At 72.4% G+C, this 23,877-nt stretch carries 21 protein-coding genes; 9 read left to right on the forward strand and 12 right to left on the reverse strand.

Features of this window, described 5'->3' with window-relative positions:
- The first annotated feature begins 58 nt into the window (after nucleotides 1-58).
- On the forward strand, nucleotides 59-1,288 hold the full coding sequence (locus EDD40_RS13375) for an MFS transporter (RefSeq protein ID WP_246037645.1): 1,230 nt from the start codon (nucleotides 59-61) through the stop codon (nucleotides 1,286-1,288).
- 264 nt (nucleotides 1,289-1,552) lie between these two features.
- Here EDD40_RS13375 and EDD40_RS13380 read toward each other — a convergent pair whose 3' ends face one another.
- Entirely contained in the window at nucleotides 1,553-2,437 is an 885-nt protein-coding gene (locus tag EDD40_RS13380) for a hypothetical protein (RefSeq protein ID WP_148088783.1), read from the reverse strand.
- A 246-nt stretch (nucleotides 2,438-2,683) separates the two neighbouring features.
- On the opposite strand from EDD40_RS13380, the gene secA2 reads away from it, so the two are divergent.
- Entirely contained in the window at nucleotides 2,684-5,002 is a 2,319-nt protein-coding gene (gene secA2 / locus EDD40_RS13385; RefSeq protein ID WP_123743184.1) for an accessory Sec system translocase SecA2, read from the forward strand.
- A 46-nt stretch (nucleotides 5,003-5,048) separates the two neighbouring features.
- Here secA2 and EDD40_RS13390 read toward each other — a convergent pair whose 3' ends face one another.
- Nucleotides 5,049-5,315 (reverse strand): hypothetical protein, encoded by a 267-nt coding sequence (locus EDD40_RS13390; RefSeq protein ID WP_123743185.1) that lies wholly within the window; start codon nucleotides 5,313-5,315, stop codon nucleotides 5,049-5,051.
- 395 nt (nucleotides 5,316-5,710) lie between these two features.
- Here EDD40_RS13390 and EDD40_RS13395 point away from each other — a divergent pair, with 395 nt between their 5' ends.
- Nucleotides 5,711-7,018: a tannase/feruloyl esterase family alpha/beta hydrolase gene (locus tag EDD40_RS13395; protein ID WP_425471181.1), complete on the forward strand. Its 1,308-nt coding sequence runs from the start codon at nucleotides 5,711-5,713 to the stop codon at nucleotides 7,016-7,018.
- Between the two features lie 78 nt (nucleotides 7,019-7,096).
- Here the strand turns inward: EDD40_RS13395 and EDD40_RS13400 are convergent, their stop codons facing one another.
- The 3 genes from EDD40_RS13400 to EDD40_RS13410 are packed head-to-tail and all read right to left on the reverse strand — an operon-like array spanning nucleotide 7,097 to nucleotide 11,091.
- Nucleotides 7,097-8,944: a helix-turn-helix domain-containing protein gene (locus EDD40_RS13400; protein WP_123743187.1), complete on the reverse strand. Its 1,848-nt coding sequence runs from the start codon at nucleotides 8,942-8,944 to the stop codon at nucleotides 7,097-7,099.
- 4 nt (nucleotides 8,945-8,948) lie between these two features.
- Nucleotides 8,949-10,286, reverse strand: a complete 1,338-nt coding sequence (locus EDD40_RS13405; protein WP_123748003.1) for an MFS transporter — start codon at nucleotides 10,284-10,286, stop codon at nucleotides 8,949-8,951.
- Nucleotides 10,287-10,323: 37 nt separating this feature from the next.
- Nucleotides 10,324-11,091 (reverse strand): 3-hydroxybutyrate dehydrogenase, encoded by a 768-nt coding sequence (locus tag EDD40_RS13410; RefSeq protein ID WP_123743188.1) that lies wholly within the window; start codon nucleotides 11,089-11,091, stop codon nucleotides 10,324-10,326.
- 195 nt (nucleotides 11,092-11,286) lie between these two features.
- Between EDD40_RS13410 and EDD40_RS13415 the strand changes: the two genes are divergently transcribed.
- On the forward strand, nucleotides 11,287-11,847 hold the full coding sequence (locus EDD40_RS13415; protein ID WP_123743189.1) for a hypothetical protein: 561 nt from the start codon (nucleotides 11,287-11,289) through the stop codon (nucleotides 11,845-11,847).
- A 9-nt stretch (nucleotides 11,848-11,856) separates the two neighbouring features.
- On the opposite strand, the gene EDD40_RS13420 is transcribed toward EDD40_RS13415, so the two are convergent.
- Nucleotides 11,857-12,585, reverse strand: coding sequence for a TetR/AcrR family transcriptional regulator (locus EDD40_RS13420; RefSeq protein ID WP_123743190.1), 729 nt, complete (start codon nucleotides 12,583-12,585; stop codon nucleotides 11,857-11,859).
- Between the two features lie 61 nt (nucleotides 12,586-12,646).
- On the opposite strand from EDD40_RS13420, the gene EDD40_RS13425 reads away from it, so the two are divergent.
- A complete protein-coding gene (locus tag EDD40_RS13425; RefSeq protein ID WP_246037646.1) occupies nucleotides 12,647-13,831 on the forward strand; it encodes an MFS transporter in 1,185 nt (394 codons plus the stop codon).
- Between the two features lie 88 nt (nucleotides 13,832-13,919).
- Here the strand turns inward: EDD40_RS13425 and EDD40_RS13430 are convergent, their stop codons facing one another.
- The 6 genes from EDD40_RS13430 to EDD40_RS13455 all read right to left on the reverse strand — a co-directional run bounded on the left by EDD40_RS13430 (nucleotide 13,920) and on the right by EDD40_RS13455 (nucleotide 19,316).
- Nucleotides 13,920-15,023 carry an LCP family protein gene (locus EDD40_RS13430; RefSeq protein WP_123743192.1) on the reverse strand — a complete coding sequence of 368 codons (1,104 nt, stop codon included), beginning with the start codon at nucleotides 15,021-15,023 and terminating at the stop codon, nucleotides 13,920-13,922.
- A 71-nt stretch (nucleotides 15,024-15,094) separates the two neighbouring features.
- On the reverse strand, nucleotides 15,095-15,484 hold the full coding sequence (locus tag EDD40_RS13435; RefSeq protein ID WP_123743193.1) for a DUF3037 domain-containing protein: 390 nt from the start codon (nucleotides 15,482-15,484) through the stop codon (nucleotides 15,095-15,097).
- The gene (locus EDD40_RS13440; protein ID WP_123743194.1) at nucleotides 15,468-16,262 is read right to left on the reverse strand and encodes a HipA family kinase; all 795 of its coding nucleotides are present in this window, start codon (nucleotides 16,260-16,262) and stop codon (nucleotides 15,468-15,470) included. Before EDD40_RS13440 ends, EDD40_RS13435 begins: the two co-directional genes overlap by 17 nt.
- Before the next feature lie 142 nt (nucleotides 16,263-16,404).
- A complete protein-coding gene (locus EDD40_RS13445) occupies nucleotides 16,405-17,166 on the reverse strand; it encodes an SGNH/GDSL hydrolase family protein (RefSeq protein ID WP_123743195.1) in 762 nt (253 codons plus the stop codon).
- 55 nt (nucleotides 17,167-17,221) lie between these two features.
- A complete protein-coding gene (locus EDD40_RS13450) occupies nucleotides 17,222-18,304 on the reverse strand; it encodes a lactonase family protein (RefSeq protein WP_170185060.1) in 1,083 nt (360 codons plus the stop codon).
- A gap of 142 nt (nucleotides 18,305-18,446) precedes the next feature.
- The gene (locus EDD40_RS13455) at nucleotides 18,447-19,316 is read right to left on the reverse strand and encodes a PPK2 family polyphosphate kinase (protein ID WP_123743197.1); all 870 of its coding nucleotides are present in this window, start codon (nucleotides 19,314-19,316) and stop codon (nucleotides 18,447-18,449) included.
- Between the two features lie 142 nt (nucleotides 19,317-19,458).
- Here EDD40_RS13455 and rocD point away from each other — a divergent pair, with 142 nt between their 5' ends.
- The 4 genes from rocD (at nucleotide 19,459) to EDD40_RS13475 (ending at nucleotide 23,857) form a co-directional block, all read left to right on the forward strand.
- Nucleotides 19,459-20,706 (forward strand): ornithine--oxo-acid transaminase, encoded by a 1,248-nt coding sequence (gene rocD, locus EDD40_RS13460; RefSeq protein ID WP_123743198.1) that lies wholly within the window; start codon nucleotides 19,459-19,461, stop codon nucleotides 20,704-20,706.
- Nucleotides 20,707-20,779: 73 nt separating this feature from the next.
- Complete coding sequence (locus EDD40_RS13465) at nucleotides 20,780-22,171, forward strand: DUF2252 domain-containing protein (RefSeq protein ID WP_123743199.1); 1,392 nt, start codon at nucleotides 20,780-20,782, stop codon at nucleotides 22,169-22,171.
- 149 nt (nucleotides 22,172-22,320) lie between these two features.
- Nucleotides 22,321-23,025: a histidine phosphatase family protein gene (locus tag EDD40_RS13470; RefSeq protein ID WP_246037647.1), complete on the forward strand. Its 705-nt coding sequence runs from the start codon at nucleotides 22,321-22,323 to the stop codon at nucleotides 23,023-23,025.
- Entirely contained in the window at nucleotides 23,003-23,857 is an 855-nt protein-coding gene (locus tag EDD40_RS13475; protein WP_123743201.1) for an NAD(P)H-hydrate dehydratase, read from the forward strand. Before EDD40_RS13470 ends, EDD40_RS13475 begins: the two co-directional genes overlap by 23 nt.
- Nucleotides 23,858-23,877 lie beyond the last annotated feature (20 nt).

The raw sequence follows: 23,877 nt of genomic DNA on the forward strand, positions 1-23,877 counted from the left end.
CCGAGCGGCGCACGTTGCGCAAACTCATGGCGGCCGGGCTCGTCGGCTCGTCGCTCGAGTGGTACGACTTCTTCATCTACGCGACCGCCGCGGCGCTGGTGTTCCCGAAGTTGTTCTTCCCGAGGCGTCCGCGCTGGTCGGGCTGCTGCTGTCGTTCAGCACGTTCTGGGCGGGGTTCGTCGCCCGACCGGTCGGCGGGCTGGTGTTCGGCCACGTCGGCGACCGGTTCGGCCGCAAGCCCGCGCTGGTGACGTGCCTGGCGCTGATGGCGTCGGCGACGTTCCTGATCGGGTTGCTGCCCACGAGCGCCACGCTGGGCGTGATGGCGCCGGTGCTGCTCGTGCTGCTGCGGTTCCTCCAGGGCATCGCGGTGGGCGGGCAGTGGGGCGGCGTCGTGCTGCTGCTGACCGAGACCGCGGGGCCGCGGCGGCGCGGGTTCGCCGGCACGTTCGGGCAGGCGGGCGTGCCGCTCGGGGTGATCCTGGGCAACGTGGCGTTCCTCGTCGTGGGCGCGACGGTGCCGGCCGCTTCGTTCGCGACCTGGGGGTGGCGGGTGCCGTTCCTGGCGAGCGCGCTGCTGTTCCCCGTGGTGCTGTTCATCCAGCTGAAGGTGGAGGACAGCCCGGTGTTCCGGGACATCAAGGAACGGCGCGGCGACGGACCCGCGCCCGCGCCGCTGGGCGAGGTGCTGCGGACCCACCGGCGGCCGGTGCTGCTCGGGGCCGGGCTGATGTTCGCGTCGAACGCGGTGTTCTACGTCAGCATCGCGGGCGTGCTCGACTACGCGACCCGCGAACTGGGGCTGGCGCGGAACTCGGTGCTGGTCGTGACGCTGCTGTCGTCGCTGGTCAGCGTGCCGGTCATCCTGCTGGCCGGGCGCTGGTCGGACCGGCACGGCAGGCGTCCGCTGATCATCGTGGGCGCGGCGGCGATGATCGTGTGGGCGTTCCTGTACTTCTGGCTGGTCGACACCGCGTCGTTGGGCCTGGTGTTCGTCGCGCTGGCCGTGTCCGGTGTCGGGTCGAGCCTGGTCTACGGACCGGTCGCGGCATACCTGGCGGAGCTGTTCGAGCCGCAGGTGCGCTACTCGGGCGCCTCGTTGGCCTACCAGCTGGCATCGATCCTGGTCAGCGGCGGCACGCCGTTCATCATGACGGCTCTGCTGGTCGCCACCGGCACGTCCGCCTCGGTGTCGGCGTTCCTGCTGGTCATGGGCGTGGTGACGCTGGCGTCCGTGCTCGGGCTGCGGGAGACGCATCGAGGCCGAGGATCCGAAAACAATTCGTAGGTCCCGCTCCAGAAAGCATTGACCATACCGCAACTCTTGCGGGTTAAATATGACCGGGCGTGCCCCTCGGGCGATCGCCCGTTCAGTAGCGTGCCGTCCGCGCGGCCACCAGTCGAGCACACCATCTCTCGGACTCACAACAGCGCCGGGAAGCACCCACCGCGGACGGAAGGACAGCTTTGACCAGGACCTGGCCCGGCGGCGGCGAAAGCGGAAACGACGGTTGACGTCGGCCCGCGAATGACGTGCCGCGAAGGGGCGACCTCAGCCGAGGTCGCCCCTTCCTTTGAGCTGGAGCCGCATACCCAGCTTCTCGTGCTCCGGCAGGTCGACCCCTTCGAAGAAGTAAACCGGTCGGCCGTCCTCGCCTTTCGCCGGACCGACCGCGAAACCGTTCGCGTGCTCGTCGAAACCCACTGGTTCGACGTACGCGTCGTGGCCACGAGGCAGGGCGACCTTGTACCGCGCGTAGACGACCGGCGTCGCGAACCTCACCGTGAAGGTGTCCGGCTCCCCTTGGCGCATCAGCGGGGCGCACATGCCCGGCCACACGACCTCGACCGCGATGGTGACCTCGCTGCCGATCTTCGGCGGCTCGGGGAGGTGCACCATCAGGACGAGCCGTCCGTCGCCCAACCAGGCCACCGTGGTGCTCAGGCTCGCACCGGGCAGGTCGCCGATGAGCAGCTTGCGCACCTCGACGCGGACCTTGCGGCGGTACTTGGCGGGCTGCGGCCAGCCACACCCCTCGATCAGGCGCAGCACGCGCAGGTCGTCCAGGACCTTCGCCCGGATGGTCGTCTGCCTGCGGGCGTCGCCGTTGGCTTCGACGGTGACCTGCGCTTCCCAGGTGATGATCCCGTACGACGGGTGCCGGTCGTCGGCCACGATCTTCGAGTACTTGGACACGAGGTCCTTGTGCTTCTCGACGTCGCGGACCATGGCGCGACGATCGGCCAGCAGGAGCAGGCCGAGGGAGAGCACCACCAGGACGGCCGCCACCAGCGCGCCCGCTTTGACGGCCGCGTTGCCCAGGACCGCGCCCAAGAGCACCGCGAACGACATGAGACCGACGACCGCCTTGACGACCGCCGACGCGCCTTCGTCGAGGAGGAGGTCGTCGAGCCACTGGACGAATCGCTTCAGCACGTCGCCCCCCACGAGAGCCGGTCACGCCTGGGAGTCGGAGGTTATCGGGCAGTAGTCACGATTGGAGGCACACGGGCGACCCCGCTGCCCTGGATCGGACGAGTTAGCCCGCTCGGAGGCCGCCTCGCCCGCACTTCTACGGACCGTGACGAGACGGTGCGCCGACCCGTGCCGACGCACCTCGCGAGTGAACTGTCAACCGGGTGACGTGCGGAACGTTGTGGACTTGCCGTACGTTGCCGTGCCGTGACCACTCTCCTGGGACGGTTCAAGCAGCGGATGCGGCGGTTCGCGCAGAAGCCCGGCTCCGCCGACCTCACGCCCTACCGGAAGCTGCTCGACGAGGTCAACGAGCAGTCCGAGCGCGTGAAGAAGCTCAGCGACGAGGAACTGACCGCCGCGGCCGCGAAGCTGCGCGACAAGTCGGACTTCGGCCGCCCCGAGCTGGTGGAGGTGTGCGCGCTCGGCCGCGAGGCCGCCGACCGCGCGCTCGGCCTGCGCCCGTTCGACGTGCAGATCCTCGGCGCGCTGGGCCTCCTGGAGGGCCACGTGGTCGAGATGGCCACCGGTGAGGGCAAGACGCTCTCCGGCGCCATCGCCGCGGCCGGCTTCGCGCTGCGCGGCGACCAGGTGCACGTGGTCTCGGTCAACGACTACCTCGCCCAGCGCGACGCCGAGTGGATGGGCCCGCTCTACGAGCTCATGGGCGTGAAGGTCGGCTGGATCAACCAGAGCTCCAAGCCGGAGGAGCGCCGCGCCGCCTACCAGGCCGAGGTCATGTACGCCTCGGTCTCCGAGATCGGGTTCGACGTGCTGCGCGACCGGCTGGCCACCGACGAGGGCAACCTCATCGTGCCGAAGCCGCGTGTCGCCCTCGTCGACGAGGCGGACTCGGTCCTGGTGGACGAGGCGCGCGTGCCGCTGGTGCTGGCCGGCTCCACGGCGGGCCCCGCGGTCGACCCGGCGCTGGCCGACCTGGTCAAGCGGCTGCGCCGCGACCTGCACTTCGAGATCGACGACGAAGAGCGCAACGTCTACCTCACCGGCGCGGGCAGCGAGCTGGTCGAACGGGCGCTCGGCGGCATCGACCTGTACTCCGACGAGCACGTCTCGACCACGCTGAGCAAGGTGAACGTGGCCTTGCACGCGCAGGTCCTGCTGCACCGCGACGTGGACTACATCGTCCGCGACGGCAAGGTGCACCTGATCAACGACACCCGCGGCCGGATCGCGAAGCTCCAGCGCTGGCCCGACGGCCTGCAGGCCGCGGTCGAGGCCAAGGAGAACGTGGCCACCACGGACGCGGGCGAGGTGCTGGACTCGATCACCGTCCAGGCGCTGCTCAGCCGCTACCCCACGGTGTGCGGCATGACCGGCACCGCGGTGGCCGTGGCGGAGCAGCTGCGCGACTTCTACCAGCTGGAAGTGCTGGTCATCCCGCCGAACGTGGAGACGATCCGGAAGGACGAGGCGCCCCGGCTGTACGCGACGCTGGAGCAGAAGGAAGCGGCCGTCGTCGCCGAGATCAAGGAGGTCCACGAGTCGGGCCGCCCGATCCTGGTCGGCACGCTGGACGTGGCCGAGTCCGAGCGGCTGTCCCGCAAGCTCGCCGAGGCGGGCCTGGAGTGCGTGGTCCTCAACGCCAAGAACGACGCCGAGGAAGCCTCGATCATCGCCGACGCGGGCTCGTTCCAGCGGGTCACCGTGTCGACCCAGATGGCGGGCCGCGGCACGGACATCCGGCTCGGCGGGCACGACTCGACCGACCGGGAGCGCATCGCCGAGCTCGGCGGCCTCTACGTGATCGGCACCGGGCGGCACTCCAGCAGCCGGTTGGACGACCAGCTGCGCGGTCGCGCGGGCCGGCAGGGCGACCCCGGCGGGTCGGTGTTCTTCTCCTCCTTGCAGGACGACCTGGTCACGCAGTACGTGCCCGACCACGACGAGCCGGCCGAGGTGGACGACGACGGCCGCGTCACCGACGCGGGCACGCTGCACACCGTGGAGCACGGGCAGCGCGTCGCCGAGGGCGTGCACCTGGAGATCCACCGCAACACCTGGCGGTACAACAAGCTGATCGAGCACCAGCGCCAGCTGCTGCTGGAGTACCGGGACAAGCTGCTGCGCACCGACCTGGCGTGGAAGGAGCTGGCCGAGCGCAAGCCGGACAAGGCGCACGAGATCAAGGAGCTGGCGGAGGACGTCAAGGTCACCGCGGCCCGCCTGATCGCGCTGCACCACCTCGACCAGCGGTGGAGCGACCACCTGACGTTCCTGACGGACCTGCGCGAGGGCATCCACCTGCGGGCGCTGGCGCGGCAGAACCCGCTGGACGAGTTCCACCGCGAGGCGATCCCGGCCTACCACAAGATCATCCCGGACGCGTGGGACGAGGCGGAGGAGACCTTCGCCAAGGTGCAGATCGACGCCGACGGCGCGCACCTGGCCGAGGCGGGCGTGCAGCGCCCGAACACCACCTGGACCTACCTGGTCAACGACAACCCGTTCTCCTCCGGCCTGGAGGAGACGTTCAAGGGCCTGGTCAAGCTGGTCCGCCGCCGCTGACGGCGCCCGTGCGCGGGCCGGGTCGGGACCGGCCCGCGCACGGCGCTCAGCGCACCGGCGCGGAGAGCTTCCCGTCCTCGACCGACGCGGCTTGGCGGGGCAGCTTGGCCGGTCTCGGCATCCGCTGCGCCACCGCCTGCTCGGTCAGCGCGCGGATCTCCGCCAGGATGTCCAGGTGCTGCTGGGACGGCGGCGGACCGACGAGGTTGGAGTGGTCGAACGCGGTGCGTTCGGCACGGTGGGCCAGGTTCTGGATGCGCCGGATCAGGTCCCACTCCTGGTCTGTGCGCGTAGAGCGCCGTTGCTCAGTCACCCCGGAAGCAGACACCTCACGCCGGGTGAACGTAAATCACCTGGCAGTGCGAACTTCGCTGGGTCAACTCAGCTACCCCCGCCTGGACCCCCGAAACGCACCGAACGTGGTACTCAAGCCTCCACCGCCGGGCGAGCAGCCACACCGCGCACGCGGGGACGTCCAGGACAGGGCCGTTCGGACGGTCGTGGGGATCGGTGACGGTCCGGTCATGCGCCGATCGACGTCACCCGTGACAGTGAATTGCCCGATTACCCCTCATGGTCACGCGATGTCGAGACAACTCCCGGTCCGAGGGTCACTCGCAGGTGTGTCGCCGATGGCTCCGCGCACCACATCCGCCCCGCCGGCCATGGCGTCCGGAGCCATTCCGCGGCCCGGCGAGCCGTTTTACCGTGCCTCGGGTGAACATCGCCGTTCCGCTGATCGCAGCGCTCCTCGCGACGACGGCGCAGGCCGTTCCCGCGTCCGCCGACGGATGCGGTCCCCTGCGCGTTCCCGGTGCCGAGCACCAGGAACTGACCCACCTCGCCGACCTGTCCACCGCCGGTGGCCGCACCGATCCCGCCGACTGGGCCGGACTGACCCCGGCGGGCCTGCCCGCGCCGACGCCCGTGCCCGGCACGCAGGTGGACGGCTACTTCCCCGACTCCTCCACCGGCAACACCAACCACGGCTGGGCGCACGACTCGCAGTTCGTGATCCGGCTGCCGGCGCGCTGGAACGGCGGGCTCGTCGTGGCGGGCTCGCCCGGCGTGCGCGAGCAGTACGCCAACGACCGCGCCATCAGCGACTTCGTGCTGGCCCGCGGGTACGCGTTCGCGTCGACCGACAAGGGCAACACGGGCGCGACCTTCTACCGCGACGGCTCGCGGCCGGGCGACGCGATCGCCGAGTGGAACCACCGGGTCACCCAGCTGACCCGGGCGGCGAAGGCCGTGGTGGCGCAGCGGTACTGCCGGCCGCCGTCGCGCACCCTGGCCACCGGCCTGTCCAACGGCGGCTACCTGGTGCGGTGGCAGCTGGAGAACCGCCCCGAGCTGTACGACGGCGGGGTGGACTGGGAGGGCACGCTGTGGACCGCGCGGGGGCCGAACCTGCTGACGTTCCTGCCGCCCGCGCTGAAGGGCTACGCCACCGGTGACAAGGCGGCGGTGGTCGCCGCCGGCTTCCCGGCCGAGTCGGAGTTCCTGTGGCAGTTCCACCACCAGTACTACTGGGACCTGACGCAGCGCATCTACCGCGAGGAGCTGGACCCGGCCTGGGACGGTGACGCGGAGGCCGGCACGCCGTTCTGCGCGCCCGGCACGCCGCTGTGCGACGCGGACTACGACTACGCGGCACGGCCCGGGGCGCGGCGGGCCGTCGAGCGGATCGCGCTGACGGGCCGGATCGGCAAGCCGCTGCTCACCCTGCACGGCACGTTGGACGTGCTGCTGCCCATCTCCCGCGACTCCGACGTGTACGCGGACATGGTGCGCCGGGAGGGGCGCGGGGCGCTGTTCCGCTACTACCGCATCGAGGGCGGCACCCACGTGGACTCGCTGTTCGACGCGTTCCCGGACCGGCTGCGGCCGTTGACGCCGTGCCACCGGTCGGCGTTCGTCGCGCTGGAGGGGTGGCTGTCGGGCACGCGACCGCCCGCGTCGGCGACCGTCCCCAGGCCGGCGGCGGTGAGCGCCGCGGAGTGCGCGCTGTCGTGACCGGAGGTGTCCCGCCGCTCGGCGCGCTCCGGGGGCGGCCGAGCGGCGGGACCCGCGTGCCGCGCGCAGCGCGGTCGGTCAGGGGCCGAGCACCTTCATCAGCTTGAGCGCCAACTGGACTTCGAGCACCCGTTCCGGCGACTGCCAGTCGTCGCCCAGCAGGCTCGCCACCCGGTCCAACCGCTGCACCACCGTGTTCACGTGCACGTGCAGCTCTTCCTTGGCTCGGCTGAGGTTGGCGCCGCACGCGAAGTACGCCGTGACGGTCCGGACCAGCTCGGTGCCTCGGCTGGAGTCGTAGTCCAGCAGGGGGCCGAGGGTGGACCGGACGTACCCGGCGACGTCCGCCCGGTCGCCCAGCAGCACGCCGACGAAACCGAGGTCCGCGAGCGTGCCGCCGGTGCCCTTGCGGCCCAGCTGCAACAACGCCTTCAGGCACCGCACCGCTTCGGCGTGCGCGGCGGCCACGCCTTCCGGGCCGTGCGCCGGACCGCCGGAGCCCACGGTCACCGGCAGGCCGACCGCCTTGCCCAGCACCCGTGCCGCGTCCTGCGCCGCGCACGCCGGGTCCGCGCCGGGCAGCACCAGCACCACGTGCTCGCCGTGCACGCCGGCCAAGCCGCGACAGGCCGACGCGTGGTGCGCGGCGGCGGCGAGGAGCCGGTCACGCGGGCCGTCGGCGACCAGCACCACGTGGTCGGCCGCCAGTTCCACGCCGACCCGGCGGGCACGGGCGCGCACCGCGACCGAGTCCACCGCCGCCGTGAGCAGGTCGGTGATCAGCTCGCCGCGCACCTTGTTCTCCGCCTCCGCGACCGTGCGGCGCAGCAGGAGCAGCAGGGCGGTGACGACGCCCGCGCGTTCGAACAGCCTGCGGTCGGCGTCGCCGAGGTCCGGGCGGTCGGTGAGCGTGATGCCGCCCAGCAGCTCGCGGCCCGCCAGCACCGCGCACACCCACGTGCCGTCCTGCGGGATGGCCCGGCCGCTGGCGCGGGACGCGTTGACCGCCGCACGGGGCGTGAGCGCGCTGGTCGTGCCGATGCGGGCCAGCTCGACGCCGTCGCTGTCGTGCACCACGATCCCGCCGTCGAGCACCTTGGCCACGGCGGCGGCCACCTCGGGCACGTCCGCGCCGCGCAGCACCAGGTCGGTGAGCCGGTCGTGGGCGTCCTCGGCGCGGCGCATGGCCTCGTTGTGCGCGCTGATCGTCTCGCCCGCGGCCCGGGTCTCCTCCAGCAGGTGCGCGGTGTCCAGCGCGATGGCGGCGTGGTCGGCCAGCGACGACAGCAGCGCCACCTCGTCGGGCGGGAACTGGCGCGGCGAGCGGTTGGCCGCGTAGAGCACGCCGATCACCCGGCGGTCCAGCTTGAGCGGCACGCCCAGGATCGCGACCAGGCCCTCGTCGCGCACGGCCGCGTCGATCGGGCCGGTGTGGTTGAACCGGTCGTCGGCGAAGTAGTCGGCGGTCACGTAGGGCCGGGCGGTCTGCGCCACCAGCCCGCCGAGCCCTTCGCCCATGCCGAGCCGGACCTGTTGGAACAACGCGGAGATCGAGCCGTCGGTGACCCTCATGTACGTGCCGCGACCCGGCTCGTTCATGCTCAGGTAGGCGATGTCCGCGCCGAGCAGCAGCCGGGCGCGCCGCACGATGGACCGCAGCACGGCGTCCGGGTCGCGCACGCCCGCCAGGTCGTTCGCGGTGTCGAACAGCGCTTCCAGCTCGGCTTCCCGGCGGCGGTGCGCGGTGAGGGTGCGGCGGATCCGCAACGCCCACTCCGAGGCGCGGGCGATGCGGTCCAGCTCGTGGTCCGGCACCCCCGCCGCGCGGGCCGCGGGGAGCACCGCCGCCAGCTGCTCGCTGCCCGCGTCGGTCGCGAGCAGGCCGAGCAGCTCCAACAGGTGCTCCACCGCGTCCGCCTCGCTCATGCCCTCATGCTCGCACTGAGGGGATCTCGGCGTCGGCCCGGTTCAGGGAGCTGCCCTTCGTCTCCTTCGCCACCACCACGGCGATCACCGTCAGCACGCACATGGCGAGCACGTACAGCACGATCGGGAACGAGCTGTCGTAGGCGGCGAGCAGCGCGGTCGCGATGAGCGGCGCCACCGCGCCCGCGCCGATCGACGCCAGCTGGTAGCCGATGGACGCGCCCGAGTAGCGCACCTTCGTGCCGAACAGCTCGGAGAAGAACGCGGCCTGCGGGCCGTACATCGCGCCGTGCAGGAAGAGGCCGACGGTGACCGCGAGCGTCATCGGGAAGAACGACTTCGTGTCCAGCAGCGCGAAGAACACGAACATCCACAGACCGATGCCGACCGTGCCGATCAGGTAGGTGGTGCGGCGGCCGATCCGGTCCGACAGCGCGCCCCACAGCGGGATGGTGACCAGGTGCACGAACGAGGCGATCAGCACCGCGTTCAGCCCGGCCGAGCGCGGCATCCCCAGCTCCGAGGTGATGTAGACCAGGATGAACGCCGTGATCACGTAGTAGGACACGTTCTCCGCCATGCGGGCGCCCATCGCGATCAGCACCTCGCGCCAGTGGTCGCGCACGACGGCCACGATCGGCGGCTTCTCCTTGAGCTTGCTCGCCTCGGCCTTCTTCTGGGCCTCCAGGAACACCGGCGACTCGGACACGCTGAGCCGGATCCACAGTCCGATCAGGACGAGCACGCCGGACAGCAGGAACGGCACCCGCCAGCCCCACGACAGGAACGCCTCGTCGGTCTGCACGGCGGCCAGCACCGCGAGCACGGCGGTGGCCAGCAGGTTGCCCATCGGCACGCCCGCCTGCGGCCAGGACGCCCAGAAACCACGTCGTTCGGCGCTGCCGTGCTCGGACACGATGAGCACCGCGCCGCCCCACTCGCCGCCCAGCGCGAAGCCCTGGATCAACCGCAGCAACGTCAGCAACAGCGGCGCGGCCACGCCGATCGCGGCGTAGGTGGGCAGCAGGCCCATGGCGAACGTCGCGCCGCCCATCAGCACCAGGCTCAGCACGAGCAGCTTCTTGCGGCCGATCTTGTCGCCGAAGTGGCCGAACACCAGGCCGCCCAGCGGGCGGGCCAGGAAGCCGATCGCGTAGGTGGTGAACGCGAGCAGGGTGCCGTTGAGCGGGTCCGCCGTGGGGAAGAACAGCTTGTTGAACACCAGTGCGGCGGCGGAACCGTAGAGGAAGAAGTCGTACCACTCGATGGTCGTGCCGATGAGGCTGGCTATGACCACCTTGGCGAAGGACTTCTTCGGCTGCGGAGGGGCGGCGTTCGTCATGTCGGTCACCACTTCGTCGGGGATGGGCGAACGGGGGCTACTGGGCGGTCCAACCGCCGTCGATCGTGAACGACGAACCGGTGACGTGACCGGAGTGCGCGCCGCACAGCCACAGCGCGACGGAGGCCACCTCGGCCGGTTCGATGAGCTGCTTGATGGCGTGCCGGGTGAGCATCACGTCGGTGAGCACCTGCTCGGGCTCGATGCCGTGCGCCAGGGCCTGGTCGGCGACCTGGTTCTCCACCAGCGGCGTGCGCACGTAGCCGGGGCTGACGCAGTTGCTGGTCACGCCGTGCGGCGCGCCTTCCAGCGCGATGACCTTGCTCAGCCCTTCCAGGCCGTGCTTGGCGGTGACGTAGGCGGACTTGAAGGCGCTGGCCCGGGTGCCGTGCACGCTGGAGATGTTCACCACCCGGCCCCAGCCGCGCTGGTACATGTGCGGCAGGACGTGCCGGGCGAGCAGGAACGGCGCGGTGACCATGACCCGCTGGAGCAGCGCGAACCGGTCGGGCGGGAACTCGTGGACCGGCGCGACGTGCTGCAGGCCCGCGTTGTTCACCAGGATGTCGACCTCGGCGGGCAGGTCGCGGACGGGGTCGTCGCCGGCGAGGTCGACCACGTGCTCGGTGCCGCCGGTCTCGCGGGCGGCCTCGACGACCGAGTCGCCGTCGCGGTCGACGAGGTGCACCTTCGCCCCGGCTCGGGCGAGGGCGACCGCGCAGGCCCGCCCGATGCCGCTGCCGGCGCCGGTGACCAGGGCGGTGCGACCGGACAGGTCGTCGCTGTGACCGGGGACACTCGTCATGGCCCGAAACGCTAGGTGGCCTGCGGCGCACGGCCCATGTGAACGAGCCCCACAACCTGTGGGCGAGGGGTGTGTTCAGTCGACAGTTAACGACAAAGGCATCCAGTTGTCGAATACCGGGTGAAGCGGAGGTGGGGCCGTGGGTAGGCTACTTTGGCCCGTTCGGGGGACGAACGACGTCTTGGGGGTTACCTAGTGTCACTCACACCGATCTATGACGACCTGCTGCGCGAGTTCGAGGGGATCATCCTCGTCAGCCAGGCCGCCGAGGCGGTCCAGACCTCGGTCGAGACCCCGGGCGACACCGCCGTCGAGGCCCCGGCCCCGGCGCGGAGCGCGGTCCAGGCGCCCGCGCCTGCTGCGGACCCGACCGCGGCCCCGGTCGCCGCCCGAACCGCCGTGCCCGCCACCGCCCGGACCTCCCTGCCGGTCGGCGCCCGGACCACGCTGCCGACCGCCACCCGGACCACCGCGCCGGCCGCGGACCAGGCCGACCTCCCGGCCACCGCCCGGACGGGCCTGCCGACCGCCACCCGCACCGCGCCGCCGACCGCCTCCCGGGCCGCCGAGTCGCCCGCTGCCCGGACCGCGCGGACCGCCCGGCCGGCCGCCGCGCCGTCCACGAGCCCGGCCGCCACCGCGGCCGTCGCCGTGCCGAGCGCCGCGCGGACCGCGCCGAGCGTCGCCGAGACCGCGGTCCTGGCCGCCGTGCCGACGGCGGAGCCGGTCACGTCGCCGACGCCGGACGAGAACTGACGGGGACCTTCAGGACGTCGGAGCCCTCTTCGAGGCGATGAGGGCTTCGACCCCGTCCAGCAGCAGTCGCAGCCCGAACTCGAACTTGTCCCCCGCGTAGGGCGCGACACCCGCCCGCACGGCCGCGAGCAGCGCCGGGTACCGCTCGAAGTCGACCAGCTCGCGGAGCGCGGCGTCGCGTTCGCGCATCTCGTCGGCGCTCGGCTCGTGCGCGTCGAGGCCCAGCCTGGCCTGGCCGCGCACGTAGGCGTCCACCGACTCGACCACCGCCATCTTCTCCGCCTCGGTCAGGCCGGTGCCCTCCAGCACGCGCAGCGCCGAGTCCATCCACCGCAGCAGGTTCGGCCCGGGCGCGGCCACCGTCGCGACCAGTTGCAGCACCCACGGGTGCTTCTTGTAGCCCTCGTGGTCGTTGCGCGCCCACGCCTCCAGCTTGGCCCGCCAGTCGCCCGGCCAGTCGTCCGGCAGCGGGTCGTCGCCGCCGACCGAGTCCGCCATCAGGGCTTCCAGCTCCGCCTTGCCCGGCAGGTAGGTGTAGAGCGAGGCCGTGCCGACGCCCAGCTCGACGGCCACCCGGCGCATGGACAGCGCGGCCAGGCCCTCGGTCTCGGCGATCCGGATCCCGGCGGCCACGATCTGCTCCGCCGTCAAGCCCCGCCGCGGGCCGCGGGCGGGGCGGCGGGCGTCCTTCCACAGCAGTTCCAGCACTCGCCGCTGGGCGTCGTCCGTTGCGTTCATGATGAAACTCAGTATACCGTTCGGAGTTGTACGAACGGTGTTCGAAGTTTTGGGGGACGACGTGGAAGACGATGCCGCGGACCGGGGGACGGCACGGGAACGGCGCACGTTGACGGCGGCGACGCTGGCCAACGGGCCGACCGAGCTGATCGACTTCGTGCTGCCGCTGTGGGCGGGCGCGACCATCGGGCTGAGCGCCACCGAGGTCGGCGTGCTGATGGCGGTCGAGATGGCGTTGTCGGTGCTCGTGCGGCCACTGGCGGGCGTGCTGGCCGACCGCCGGGACCGGCGGCGCACCGCCGCGATCGGCGCGCTGCTCTACGCGCTGTCGTGCGCCGGGTACGCCACGGCCCAGAGCGCGCCGCTCGCGTACGGCGCGGCGGCGGTCGGTGGCGCGGGTGGCGCGCTGCTGTGGGTCGCCGTCCGCGCGATCGTCAGCGAGCGGCTGGCCGAGGACACCGCGGTGTTCCCCCGCCTGCTCGCCGCGCAGGAGACCGGCTCGTGGGTGGCGTTCGTGGCCGGCATGGCGTTCGTCGGCACGGTCGGCTACGCGGGGCTGTTCTGGGCGTGCGGCGCGGCGTGCGTGGCGGCGGCGGTGTTCCTGCTCGCCGCGCCGGGGCGGCGGGCACGCGGCGACCAGGGCGTGGCGGCGGCCGGGTTGGGCGCGGTGGGCAAGCGGTTGCGGCCGATGCTGTTCGCCGTGGTGATGACCACGGCGGCGGAGGCGGCCGTCGGGTTGTTGCTGCTCCTGCACCTGCAACGCGGGTTCGACCTGGAGTTGCGGGAGGTGGCGTTCGTGTTCCTGCCGGGCGCGATCGCGATGAGCGCCGCCGCCGAGCCCCTGCACCGGTACGTGCTGCGGTTCGGCCGGCGGTCGGTGCTGGTGGGCGCTTCGCTGGCCAGTTGCGCGTTCGCGGTCGGCCTGGCGTGGGCGCCGAACCCGTACGTGATCGCGGGGCTGTGGGTGCTCAGCGGGCTGGCGTGGGCGGCGGTGATGCCGGTGCAGCAGGCCGTGATCGCCGAGGCGGCCGACGGCCAGGTGGGTCGCGCCATGGGCGTGTACGAGGCGGCGTGCCTGGTCGGTGCGCTGATCGGCAGCCTGGCGGCGGGCGCGCTGTACGACGGGGCGCACTGGTGGGTGGCGTGCGTGGTCGCCGCCGGGATGATCCTGGCGGGCGCGGTCGTGGTGCCGAGGGCCGTGCGCCTGCTCGGTGTGCCGGACGTCCCGGTCGCCGAGCCCCGCTGAACGCGCGGGCGACCGCGATCCGGACAACGCGCCGGAGACGCGGACGGGCCGCCGGGTGCGTGCGCCCGGCGGCCCGTTCGTGACGCGACTACTTCGGTTGCGGCAGCAGGTCGGCGGGGACCGGCTCGTCCTTCTCCAGCGCGCCGAACAGCCGCAGCGCGTTCTCCCGGTCCCACTGCACGACCGAGCCCGCGCCCGGCACGGTCGGCGTGCCGCCCACCGGCACGGTCACCGTGTCCACTCCCCCGCCCATGGCGAACGCCATGCCCGCGAGGTGGTGCAGGTGGTCGTCGGCGTTCACCGAGATCGAGTCCGTGCCCGCGAACAGCAGCGGGAACGCCCGGAACGGGTTGGCCAGCGTGCCGAAGCTCGTCGCCTTGTCGGTCAGCGCGGCGAGGAACTTGCGCTGGTTCTCCACCCGTTGCAGGTCGGCCGTGGCGAACGCCCGCGAGCGGACGAAGCCCAGCGCCTGCGCGCCGTCGAGCTCCTGGCAGCCCGGCTGGAGGTCCAAGCCCGCCAACGGGTCCTGCATCGGCTCCTCGATGCACATGTCCACGCCGCCGACCGCGTCCACGATCCCGGCGAAGCCGCCGAAGCCGATCTCCATGTAGTGGTCGACGTGGATGCCCGTGGCGCCCTCCACGGTCTGCACCAGCAACGACGGACCGCCGAACGCGAACGCCGCGTTGATCTTGTTCTTGCCGTTGCCGGGGATGTCCACATAGGAGTCGCGAGGGACGCTCACCAAAGTGGACTTCCCGGAGCCCTCCGGGATGTGCAGCAACATGATGGTGTCCGTGCGCCGGCCGCCCGCGTCACCGGTGGACAGCTCGGCCTTCTGCTCCTCGGTCAGGTCGTCGCGCGCGTCCGACCCGACGAGCAGCCAGTTCGTGCCCGGTGTGTCCGCCGGCCGGTCCGCGTAGTCGGTCAGCGCGTCGATCCGCCGCAACGACCCGTCGACGTAGAACCACATGCCGATGCCGAAGGCCAGCAACAACACCAGGACCACGCCGATGATCCGCCCGATCCTCGGCTTGCGGCGGCGCGGCGCCGGGCGTCCCGCCGGCTGGTACGCGGCCCGCTGCCCGTACCCGCCCTGCGGCGGCCCGCCCTGGGGCCCGCGCTGCCGCGGCTGCCCGCCCTGTCGGTATCCGCCCTGCTGATACCCGCCCTGCTGGTATCCGGCGTTCATCAAGCGACCCCGTCCGTGTGTCGGTCACTGCTCGCACCTAAAGACGCGGTGCGCGGCGAGAGGTTGCCACCCTAGTGGTCGGGCGGCAGCACCAGCGCGGCCAGCAGGCGGTCCAGCTCCGCCTCCGGGTCGTCCGTCAGACCGGTGTGCGCGGGCGAGGTCTGGACGATCGTGCTGCGTGGCGCGGTCAGCCAGCGGAACCGCTGACCTGCGGAGGTGCGCGACACAGGACCCGCCGTCGGCACGCCGTCGCACGACAGGCCCCAGTGCTCCAGCGTGGCCCGCAACACCTCCACGTCCAGGAACGGGTCCAACGCCAGCACCCGACGCTCGTCGACGTGCACGCGCGCGCCGAGGAACTCCAGGTCCTTGCAGTAGACGAGCACGCCGACGTTGACGAACTCGCCTCGCTCCTGCCTGGGCACCGCGCGCAGCAGCGCGTACTCAAACACGTGCGGCACGAGCGGCCTCCAGTGCGTCGACCCACGCCCGCGGCGCGGCCAGTCGGGCGGTGAAGAACGACTCGTACGCCTCGCGCACCGCGGCCGGTGCGCCGAACGCCTCGTCCTGCGCGAGCCACGCGTCAGGCACGAGCGCCAACACCTCCCGCACCAGGTCGGGCGTGACGCGGGCAGTGAGCTCGGCGTCCACCCCCGCGAGGTCCCCCGCGAACGGCAGCATCAGGTGGTCCGCCGCGTCGAACCGGTAGGTCGCCGCCGGGAACCTCTCCGGCCGCCACGAGTGGTGGAAGTACAAGGACGCGCCGTGGTCGATGAGCCACAGCTCGCGGTGCCAGAGCAAGGTGTTCGGGTTGCGCCAGCTGCGGTCGACGTTCAGGGTGAGCGCGTCCAGCCACAACAAGCGGGCGGCGGCCTCCGCGGACGGCTCCCGCACCACCGGGTTGTAGTCGAACGACCCCGGCAGGTAGTCCAACCCCAGGTTGAGCCCGCCGCTGGCCTTCAACAGCTCCTGCACCTCCTGATCCGGCTCGGCCCGACCCAACTCCGGGTCCAGCTCCACCAAGACGATCTCCGGCACCCGGAAACCGAGGCGGCGGGCCAGCTCACCGACCACGATCTCGGCGATGAGCGCCTTCACGCCCTGACCCGCGCCCCGGAACTTGAGCACGTACATGCCCAGGTCGTCGGCTTCGACGAGCCCCGGCAAAGAGCCGCCCTCCCGGAAGGGCGTGACGTAGCGGGTGGCCGCGACCTGGCGCAGCCCGTTCGAGTGGTTCACGGGGTTAGTTTGCCGCTGCTCCGCAGACGGCGGCGAGGTCGCCCGGAAGTCGACCTCGCGGCGGGGGCGTGACCAAGCGGGTGGACGAGCGTGGATGAGTGGAGCGGGTGGCGGGGTAGGCGAGGGGGTGGGTGAGCGAGGGTCAGGTGGTGGAGGCGCGGGTGGCGGCTTCGGTCAGGGCGGGCAGGTAGCCGGACTCCTGGCCCGCCCGGTTCGGGTGGTAGGAGCGGTCGACCGGCACCAGGACCAGGCCGTTCAGCCACGGCTCATCGGCGCACACGCCGTGGCCGTCGAAAGCGGCCCGCACGTCCGCGTACTCGAACCCGGCCGCCTCCGCCCGGTCACCGGTCACCTCGGCCACCGCGTCCGCCGCCCGGTTCACCGCCTCCCGCTTCACCCCGCTCATCAAGCACCACGTCTCGTGCGAGAACAACCGGGGGTAGCCCAGCACCACCACCTCGGCCGACGCGGCCCGCCGGGCGGCCACCAGGCCGTACAGGGCGTCCAACCGGCCGGGCAGCTCGTCGCGGACGAACCGCTCGGCCTCGTCGACCCGCGACACGCACTCGTCGTCGTCGCCCAACGTGCACGTGGTCATCACGTCGGTGAACCCGGCGTCGTTGCCGCCCACCGTGATCGTGACGAGCGTGGCGCCCGGCGTGATCCGCTCCACCTGCCCGGACACCTCCGCCGTGGTGGCGCCGGCGCACGCGGCGTGCACCAGGGACGCGTGGTGGCGCTGCGCCCACAGCGCCGGGTACGCGTTCGGGCTCCGCCGGCAGTCGTCGGACGACTCGGCGCCCGCGCCGAGGCCCGCCGCGTAGGAATCACCCAACGCGACGAGCTCCGGCGCGGCCGGCGCGGGTGTGAGGGCCATCAGCAGCGCGAACGCGAGCATGTTCATGCACCGGTGCTACCAGTGCGGACAGTCCCGCCGGCGGAAGTTAACCCGTCGGGAGTTACCTCTTCAGGGCGACGCAGACCGGGATCGGGGCGGCGGTGGTGCTCGTCAGCCGCAGCTTCCCGGTGGTCCGGTCCACCTCGAACGTGGTGATGTTGTCCGAGTTCTGGTTGGCCGCCAGCAGGAACCGGCCGGACGCGTCGAGCGTGATGTGCCGGGGGAACTTCCCGCCCACCGGCGTGGCCTCGACCAGCCGCAGCGCCGCGCCGCCGCGTTCCACCGCGAACACGGCCACGCTGTCGTGACCCCGGTTGGACAGGTAGGCGAAGCGACCGTCCGACGACACCACGATCTCCGCCGGGTAGTTGCGCGGCGCGGTCGGCGCGCCGGCGGGCAGCGTGCTCACCTTCTGGCCCGGCGTGAGCACGCCCCGGTCGTAACCGGCCACCACGATCGTGGAGTCGAGCTCGTTGGCGATGTAGGCGTGCTTGCCCGACGGGTGGAACGCCAGGTGCCGCGGCCCCGCGCCGGCGTGCACGCGCGCCGTGGTGGCCGGGGTCAGCTTGCCCTCGCCGCTGAGCCGGTAGCTGTGGACCGAGTCGGTGCCCAGGTCGACCGCCAGCACGAACTCGCCGGTCGGGTCGGCCAGCACCTGGTGCGCGTGCGGCCCCTCCTGCCGGTCCGGGTCCGGTCCGGCGCCCTTGTGCACGACCAGGTCCGTGCGCTCGCCCAACCCGCCGTCGGGCAGCACCGGGTGCACGGCCACGCTGCCCGAGCTGTAGTTGGCCGACAGCAGGAACCCGCGGTGCAGCGCCAGGTGGCACGGGTCCGCGCCGCCGGTGCTGCGGCTGCCGAGCACCTTCGGCACCCCGTCCGGGCCGACCGCCAGCGCGGTCACCTCGCCGTCGGACTTCTCGTTCGCCGCGTACACCCAGCGGCCCGCGTCGATCACGAACGACGGGTTCGGCACGTCCGGCACCACGCCGGTGACGCGCAGCCTGCCCGTCGCCGGGTCGTACGCGCCGAGCCCGAGACCCGTGCCACCGCCCGCCCAGGACGTGTAGGTGCCCAGGTAGGCGCGGATCTCCGCCCTCCCGTGGCCCCCATCGGACTCGGCCGCTCGCGCGACACCCTCGGTCATCAGCAACCCCGCTCCCACGCCAACGGCACCCAGGAACCGCCGCCTGTCCACAACCACACCGAACCTCCGCTCGACCGCCCGCGGCGGTCCCACAGTGGCCTGGACCACTGCGCCCAAGCAAGAGGTGCAACGAAGATTGCGTCTAGCGCAACGGGTCGGCGTCCCGGAGCCGTGCCAACTCGACGGCCGGATCGTACGAGGGTTCCGGGTAGGTGGGCGCGAGGTCCCGCAGCGCCTCCAGCAGCAGCCGCGCCACCACCCAGTTGCGGTACCACTTGCGGTCCGACGGCACGGCGTGCCAGGGCGCGACCGGCGTCGAGCACTTCACGAGCGCGTCGGAGTAGGCCAGCTGGTAGCGCGAGAACTTGGACCGCACCTCCAGGTCGCCCGGGTTGTACTTCCAGCGCTTGAGCGGGTCCTCCAGCCGGGCGATGAGCCGTTCGCGCTGCCGTTCCGGCGAGATGTGCAGGAAGCACTTGACCGTGGTCACGCCCTGGTCGGCCAGCTCCGCCTCGAACGCGTTGATCTGCCGGTAGCGCCGCCGCCACTCGGTCGACGGCACGAGGTTGTCCACCCGCGCGACCAGCACGTCCTCGTAGTGCGAGCGGTCGAACACGCCGATGTGGCCCGGCGGCGGCACCTGGCGGCGGACGCGCCACAGGAAGTCGTGCCGCAGCTCGGTCCGGGTCGGCTTCTTGAACGACGCGATGCGCAGGCCCTGCGGGTTCACCAGGCCCGCGACGTGCCGGATGGTGCCGCCCTTGCCGGAGGTGTCCATGCCCTGGAGCACCAGCAGCACCCGCCGGTCGCCACCGCCCGTGCCCTCGGCGTACAGCGCCTCCTGGAGCCGGTCCAGCTCGCGGCCGATCACCGCCATGTCCGCGGCCGCCTCGGACTTCGAGCGTGGCCCGACCGGCGTCGCGGCCGGGTCGACCCCGGCGAGGTCGAAGCTCTCCGGATCCACCCGGAAGGCGTCGGATATCGACTGGACCTGCGCGGACTTGTCGGCCATCGTCGGAGGGTATCCCGTCGATCATGGGCCTACCGGTCACGCAACGGATCGCCGTGAAAAAGTCCGATTGCGCAACGAACATGACGGATGCGCAACGCCTGACGGATGAATTCGCTGGCGCAGGCCCCTTAGTGTTGGTGACATGACCGCCATGGCCGCAGCTCTGAGCTCCCAGCGCTTCATCTCGCTCGACGAGGAATGGAGCACGCACAACTACCACCCGCTGCCGGTCGTGATCTCGCACGGCGAGGGAGCGTGGGTCACCGACGTGGACGGTCGGCGCTACCTGGACTTCCTGTCCGGCTACTCGTCGCTGAACTTCGGCCACCGCCACCCCGACCTCGTCGCCGCCGCGGTCGAGCAGCTCGGCCGGGTCACGCTGACCAGCCGCGCGTTCCACCACGACCAGTTCGGCCCGTTCTGCCGCGAGCTGGCCGAGCTGACCGGCACCGAGATGGTGCTGGCGATGAACTCCGGCGCGGAGGCCGTCGAGTCGGCGATCAAGGTCGCCCGGAAGTGGGCGTACCGGGTGAAGGGCGTGCCCGCGGGCACGGCCGAGATCGTGGTCGCCGGGTCGAACTTCCACGGCCGCACCACCACGATCGTCTCGTTCTCGACCGACGACACCGCCCGCGAGGACTTCGGGCCGTTCACACCGGGCTTCAAGGTCGTCGAGTACGGCTCGCTGGACGCGTTGCGCGACGCGATCACCGAGCGGACCGCCGCGGTGCTGCTGGAGCCGATCCAGGGCGAGGCGGGCGTGGTCGTGCCGCCCGCGGGCTACCTGGCGGGCGTGCGGGCGCTGTGCGACGAGCACGACGTGCTGATGATCGCCGACGAGATCCAGTCCGGGCTGGGCCGCACCGGCGAGCTGCTGGCGCTGGACCACGAGGGCGTGCGCGCCGACCTCTACACGCTGGGCAAGGCGCTGGGCGGCGGCATCATGCCGGTGTCGGCGGTGGTCGGCAGCCGCGCGGTGCTCGGCGTGCTGCGGCCCGGCGAGCACGGGTCGACGTTCGGCGGCAACCCGCTGGCGTGCGCGGTCGGGCGGGCCGTGGTGCGGCTGCTCGCGACCGGCGAGTTCCAGCAGCGGTCCCGCGAGCTGGGCGCCCACCTGCACGCGCGGCTGGGCGAGCTGGTCGGGCACGGCGTGGCGGAGGTGCGCGGTCGCGGGCTGTGGGCCGGTGTCGAGATCGCGCCCGGCGGACCGCGCGGGCGGGCGGCGTCGGAGGCGCTGGCCGGGCTGGGCGTGCTGTGCAAGGAGACCCAGGACACCACGCTGCGCGTCGCTCCCCCGCTCGTCATCACGCGCGAGGAGCTGGACCGCGGGATCGACGCTGTCGGCGAGGTGTTGAGCACTCAGCGCGACCCTCGTGCCCGGTTTGCCTGATCCGCCTGATATCGCAGGTCACAGACGTGTCGAGGTCGGTGTGATCGCCGGTCTCGACCCCCATCCTTGGCCCATGGGTGAACGCAAGCGGGCTCGCGCGGCCGTCGCGCTGGGACAGTGGGTCGAGCCGGAAGAGGTCCTGGCTCGCGGACGGGAGCTGCGGGCGGCGGTGAGCCACCAGGCGCACCGGGAGCCGGTGTTCGCGCCGGACCGGCCGTCCGTGGTCGACTTCGTGGACGCGTCGAACGAGGGACGCCTGCCGCACCTCGTGCCGCTGCGGATCGGCCGGATGCTCGTCTCGCCGTTCGCGTTCTTCCGCGGCAGCGCCGGGCTGATGGCGGGCGACCTGGCCGTGGGCCCGCGCAGCGGGCTGGACGCGCAGCTGTGCGGTGACGCGCACGCGGCCAACTTCGGCCTGTACGGCACGCCCGAGGGCCGGATCGTGATGGACATCAACGACTTCGACGAGACGCTGCCCGGCCCGTGGGAGTGGGACCTGAAGCGGCTGGCGACGTCGCTGGTGCTGGCGGGCCGGGAGGGCGGCGTGTCGGAGAAGGGCTGCCGCGACGCGGCGTCCGACGCGGTGCGCGCCTACCGGGGCGCGGCGCGGCACCTGGCCGAGATCCCGTTCATGGAGTCGTGGAACGCGCTGGGTGACGAGTCGGCGTTGTCCAAGTCGAAGGCCGACGACCTGCTGGACGACTTCACGAAGGCCGCGTCCAAGGCGCGCAAGAACACCAGCGCGCGGGTGGCGGCGAAGTGGACCCGGCGCGAGGGCGAGCACATCCGGTTCGTGGCGGACCCGCCCGTGCTGTCCCGGATCTCCGACGAGACGGCGGCGACCGTCGTGGCCGCCCTGCCGTCCTATGTGGACACGCTGCGCGAGTCGCGGTACAACCTGATCATGCGCTACAGCGTGTCGGACGTGGCGTTCCGCGTGGTCGGCACCGGCAGCGTCGGCTGGCGCAACTACCTGATCCTGCTGCACGGCAACGGCGACGAGGCGCTGGTGCTGCAGGCGAAGGAGGCGCGCCCGTCGGCGCTGGCGCCGTTCCTCGGCGCGTCCGCGAGGAACGCCGGCCAGTCGGGCAAGCACGAGGGCAAGCGGATCGTGCACGGCGCGCGGCTCGTGCAGGCCGAGACCGACATCCTGCTCGGCTGGACCACGATCGAGGGCCGGGACTACATCGTCCGGCAGTTCCGCAACCGCAAGGGCGAGATCGACGCGACCACGCTGAAGCGGGACGACCTGGACGACTACGGCCGGCTCGCGGGCGCGCTGCTGGCCCGCGCGCACAGCCGGTCGGTCGACCCGCGACTGCTGGCCGGGTACTGCGCGGGCGGCGAGGAGTTGGACGAGGCGATCGCCCGGTACGCGCTGGGCTACGCCGACCGGACGTGCGCCGACCACGAGGAACTGGTCGCGGCGGTCAGGTCCGGGCGGTTGCCCGCTGATCGCGAGTGACCCGACGGGCCACCAGGAACAGCACGACCGCGGGTGCCGGGCGTTCGCAGCACGCGTCCACGTCGTCCACGTCGTCCACCGGAGGTTCCCACCTCGGCTGACGCCTCCCTGGAATGCCCCCGCGGTCCCGTGCCACTAAGTTCGCTGGAGTGGAGTGGATCGGGGTCATCAGGCACGGCGAGAGCAACGGCAACGTGGCGCGCGAAGTCGCCGAGTCGGCCGGGGACGACGTCATCGACATCGCCGAGCGGGACGCGGACGTGCGGCTGTCCCCCGCCGGTGAGCAGCAGGGCCGGGCGCTGGGGAGGTGGTTCGCCTCGATGCCGCACGAGCAGTGGCCCGACCTGGTCGTGGCGTCGCCGTACCGGCGGACCCTCGACACCGCCGCGCTGGCGCTGCGGGGGCACCCCCGGATGCTGGTCGACGAACGGCTGCGCGACCGCGAACTGGGCGTGCTCGACCTGCTGACCACGCACGGCGTGGCGAACCGGTACCCGGACGAACTGGTGCGCAAGCGCCGGCTCGGCAAGTTCTACTACCGGCCGCCGGGCGGCGAGTCGTGGGCCGACGTCCTGCTGCGGCTGCGGTCGCTGCTGCGCGACCTCGACGGGCAGCGGGTGCTGTTGTTCGCCCACGAGATCACGCCGTTCCTGCTGCGCTACCTGCTGGAGGGCCTGCCCGAGCGCGACATGCTGGCCTACGCGCACCACTCGACCGTGCCCAACGGCTCGCTGACGTCGTGGCGGCGCGAGGACGGCGCGTGGTTGTTGGAGCGCGAGTTCGAGAGCGACCACCTGATCGAGCACGGCGCCGAGCCCACGGAGACCGCAGATGCCACCACGCGTTCAGCCTGAGCCCATCACGTCGGCCCTGTTGCGGGAGTGGCCGCGAGGACGCGAGGACGGCGGCACCGTGCTGGTCGTGGGCGGCTCGCGGCGCGTGCCGGGCGCGGTGCTGCTCAGCGGGATCGCGGCGCTGCGGACCGGCGCGGTGACGCTTCAGCTGGCCGTGGCGGACCGGCACGCCTCCGGCCTCGGCTTGGCGGTGCCCGAGGCGCTGGTGGTGGGCCTGCCGGAGACGGAGTCGGGTGCGGTGTCGCGCGCGGCGGCGGACGAGCTGGGTGACCTGGTGGCGGACGCCTCGGCGGTGGTCGTCGGGCCCGGCCTGGTCGACCCGGACGAGACGGCCGCCCTGCTGGAGCGGTTGCTGCCCGCGACGCGGGGGCCCGTGGTGCTCGACGCGTTCGCACTGGGCGCGCTGGGCCTGCACCCGTCGCTGGGCGACCCGGTGCGCGGTCGGGTGGTGCTCACGCCGAACGTGGTGGAGGGCGGGTACCTGCTGGGGTCGGAGGTCGAGGACCACGTGGAGGCCGCGGTGGCGATAGCCGGGAAGTACGACGCGGTGGTGAACCTGATGGGCGTGGTGGCGGCGCCGGACGGCCGGGTCTGGCAGGACGGCACCGGGCACGTCGGGCTGTCCACCTCGGGCAGCGGCGACGTGCTGGCCGGGCTGGTCGGCGGGATGCTGGCCCGCGAGTCCGACCCGGCGCTCGCCACCTGCTGGGCCGGGCACGTGCACGCGATGGCCGGGCAGCGGCTGGTGCCGCGCACCGGGCTGACCGGGATGCTGGCCCGCGAGCTGCTGGACGAGGTGCCGCGCGTGCTGGCGGAACTGCGGTCGCGCTAGACGCGGAACATCCGCACGAC

The sequence above is a fragment of the Saccharothrix texasensis genome (assembly GCF_003752005.1).
Classification (GTDB): Bacteria; Actinomycetota; Actinomycetes; order Mycobacteriales; family Pseudonocardiaceae; genus Actinosynnema; species Actinosynnema texasense.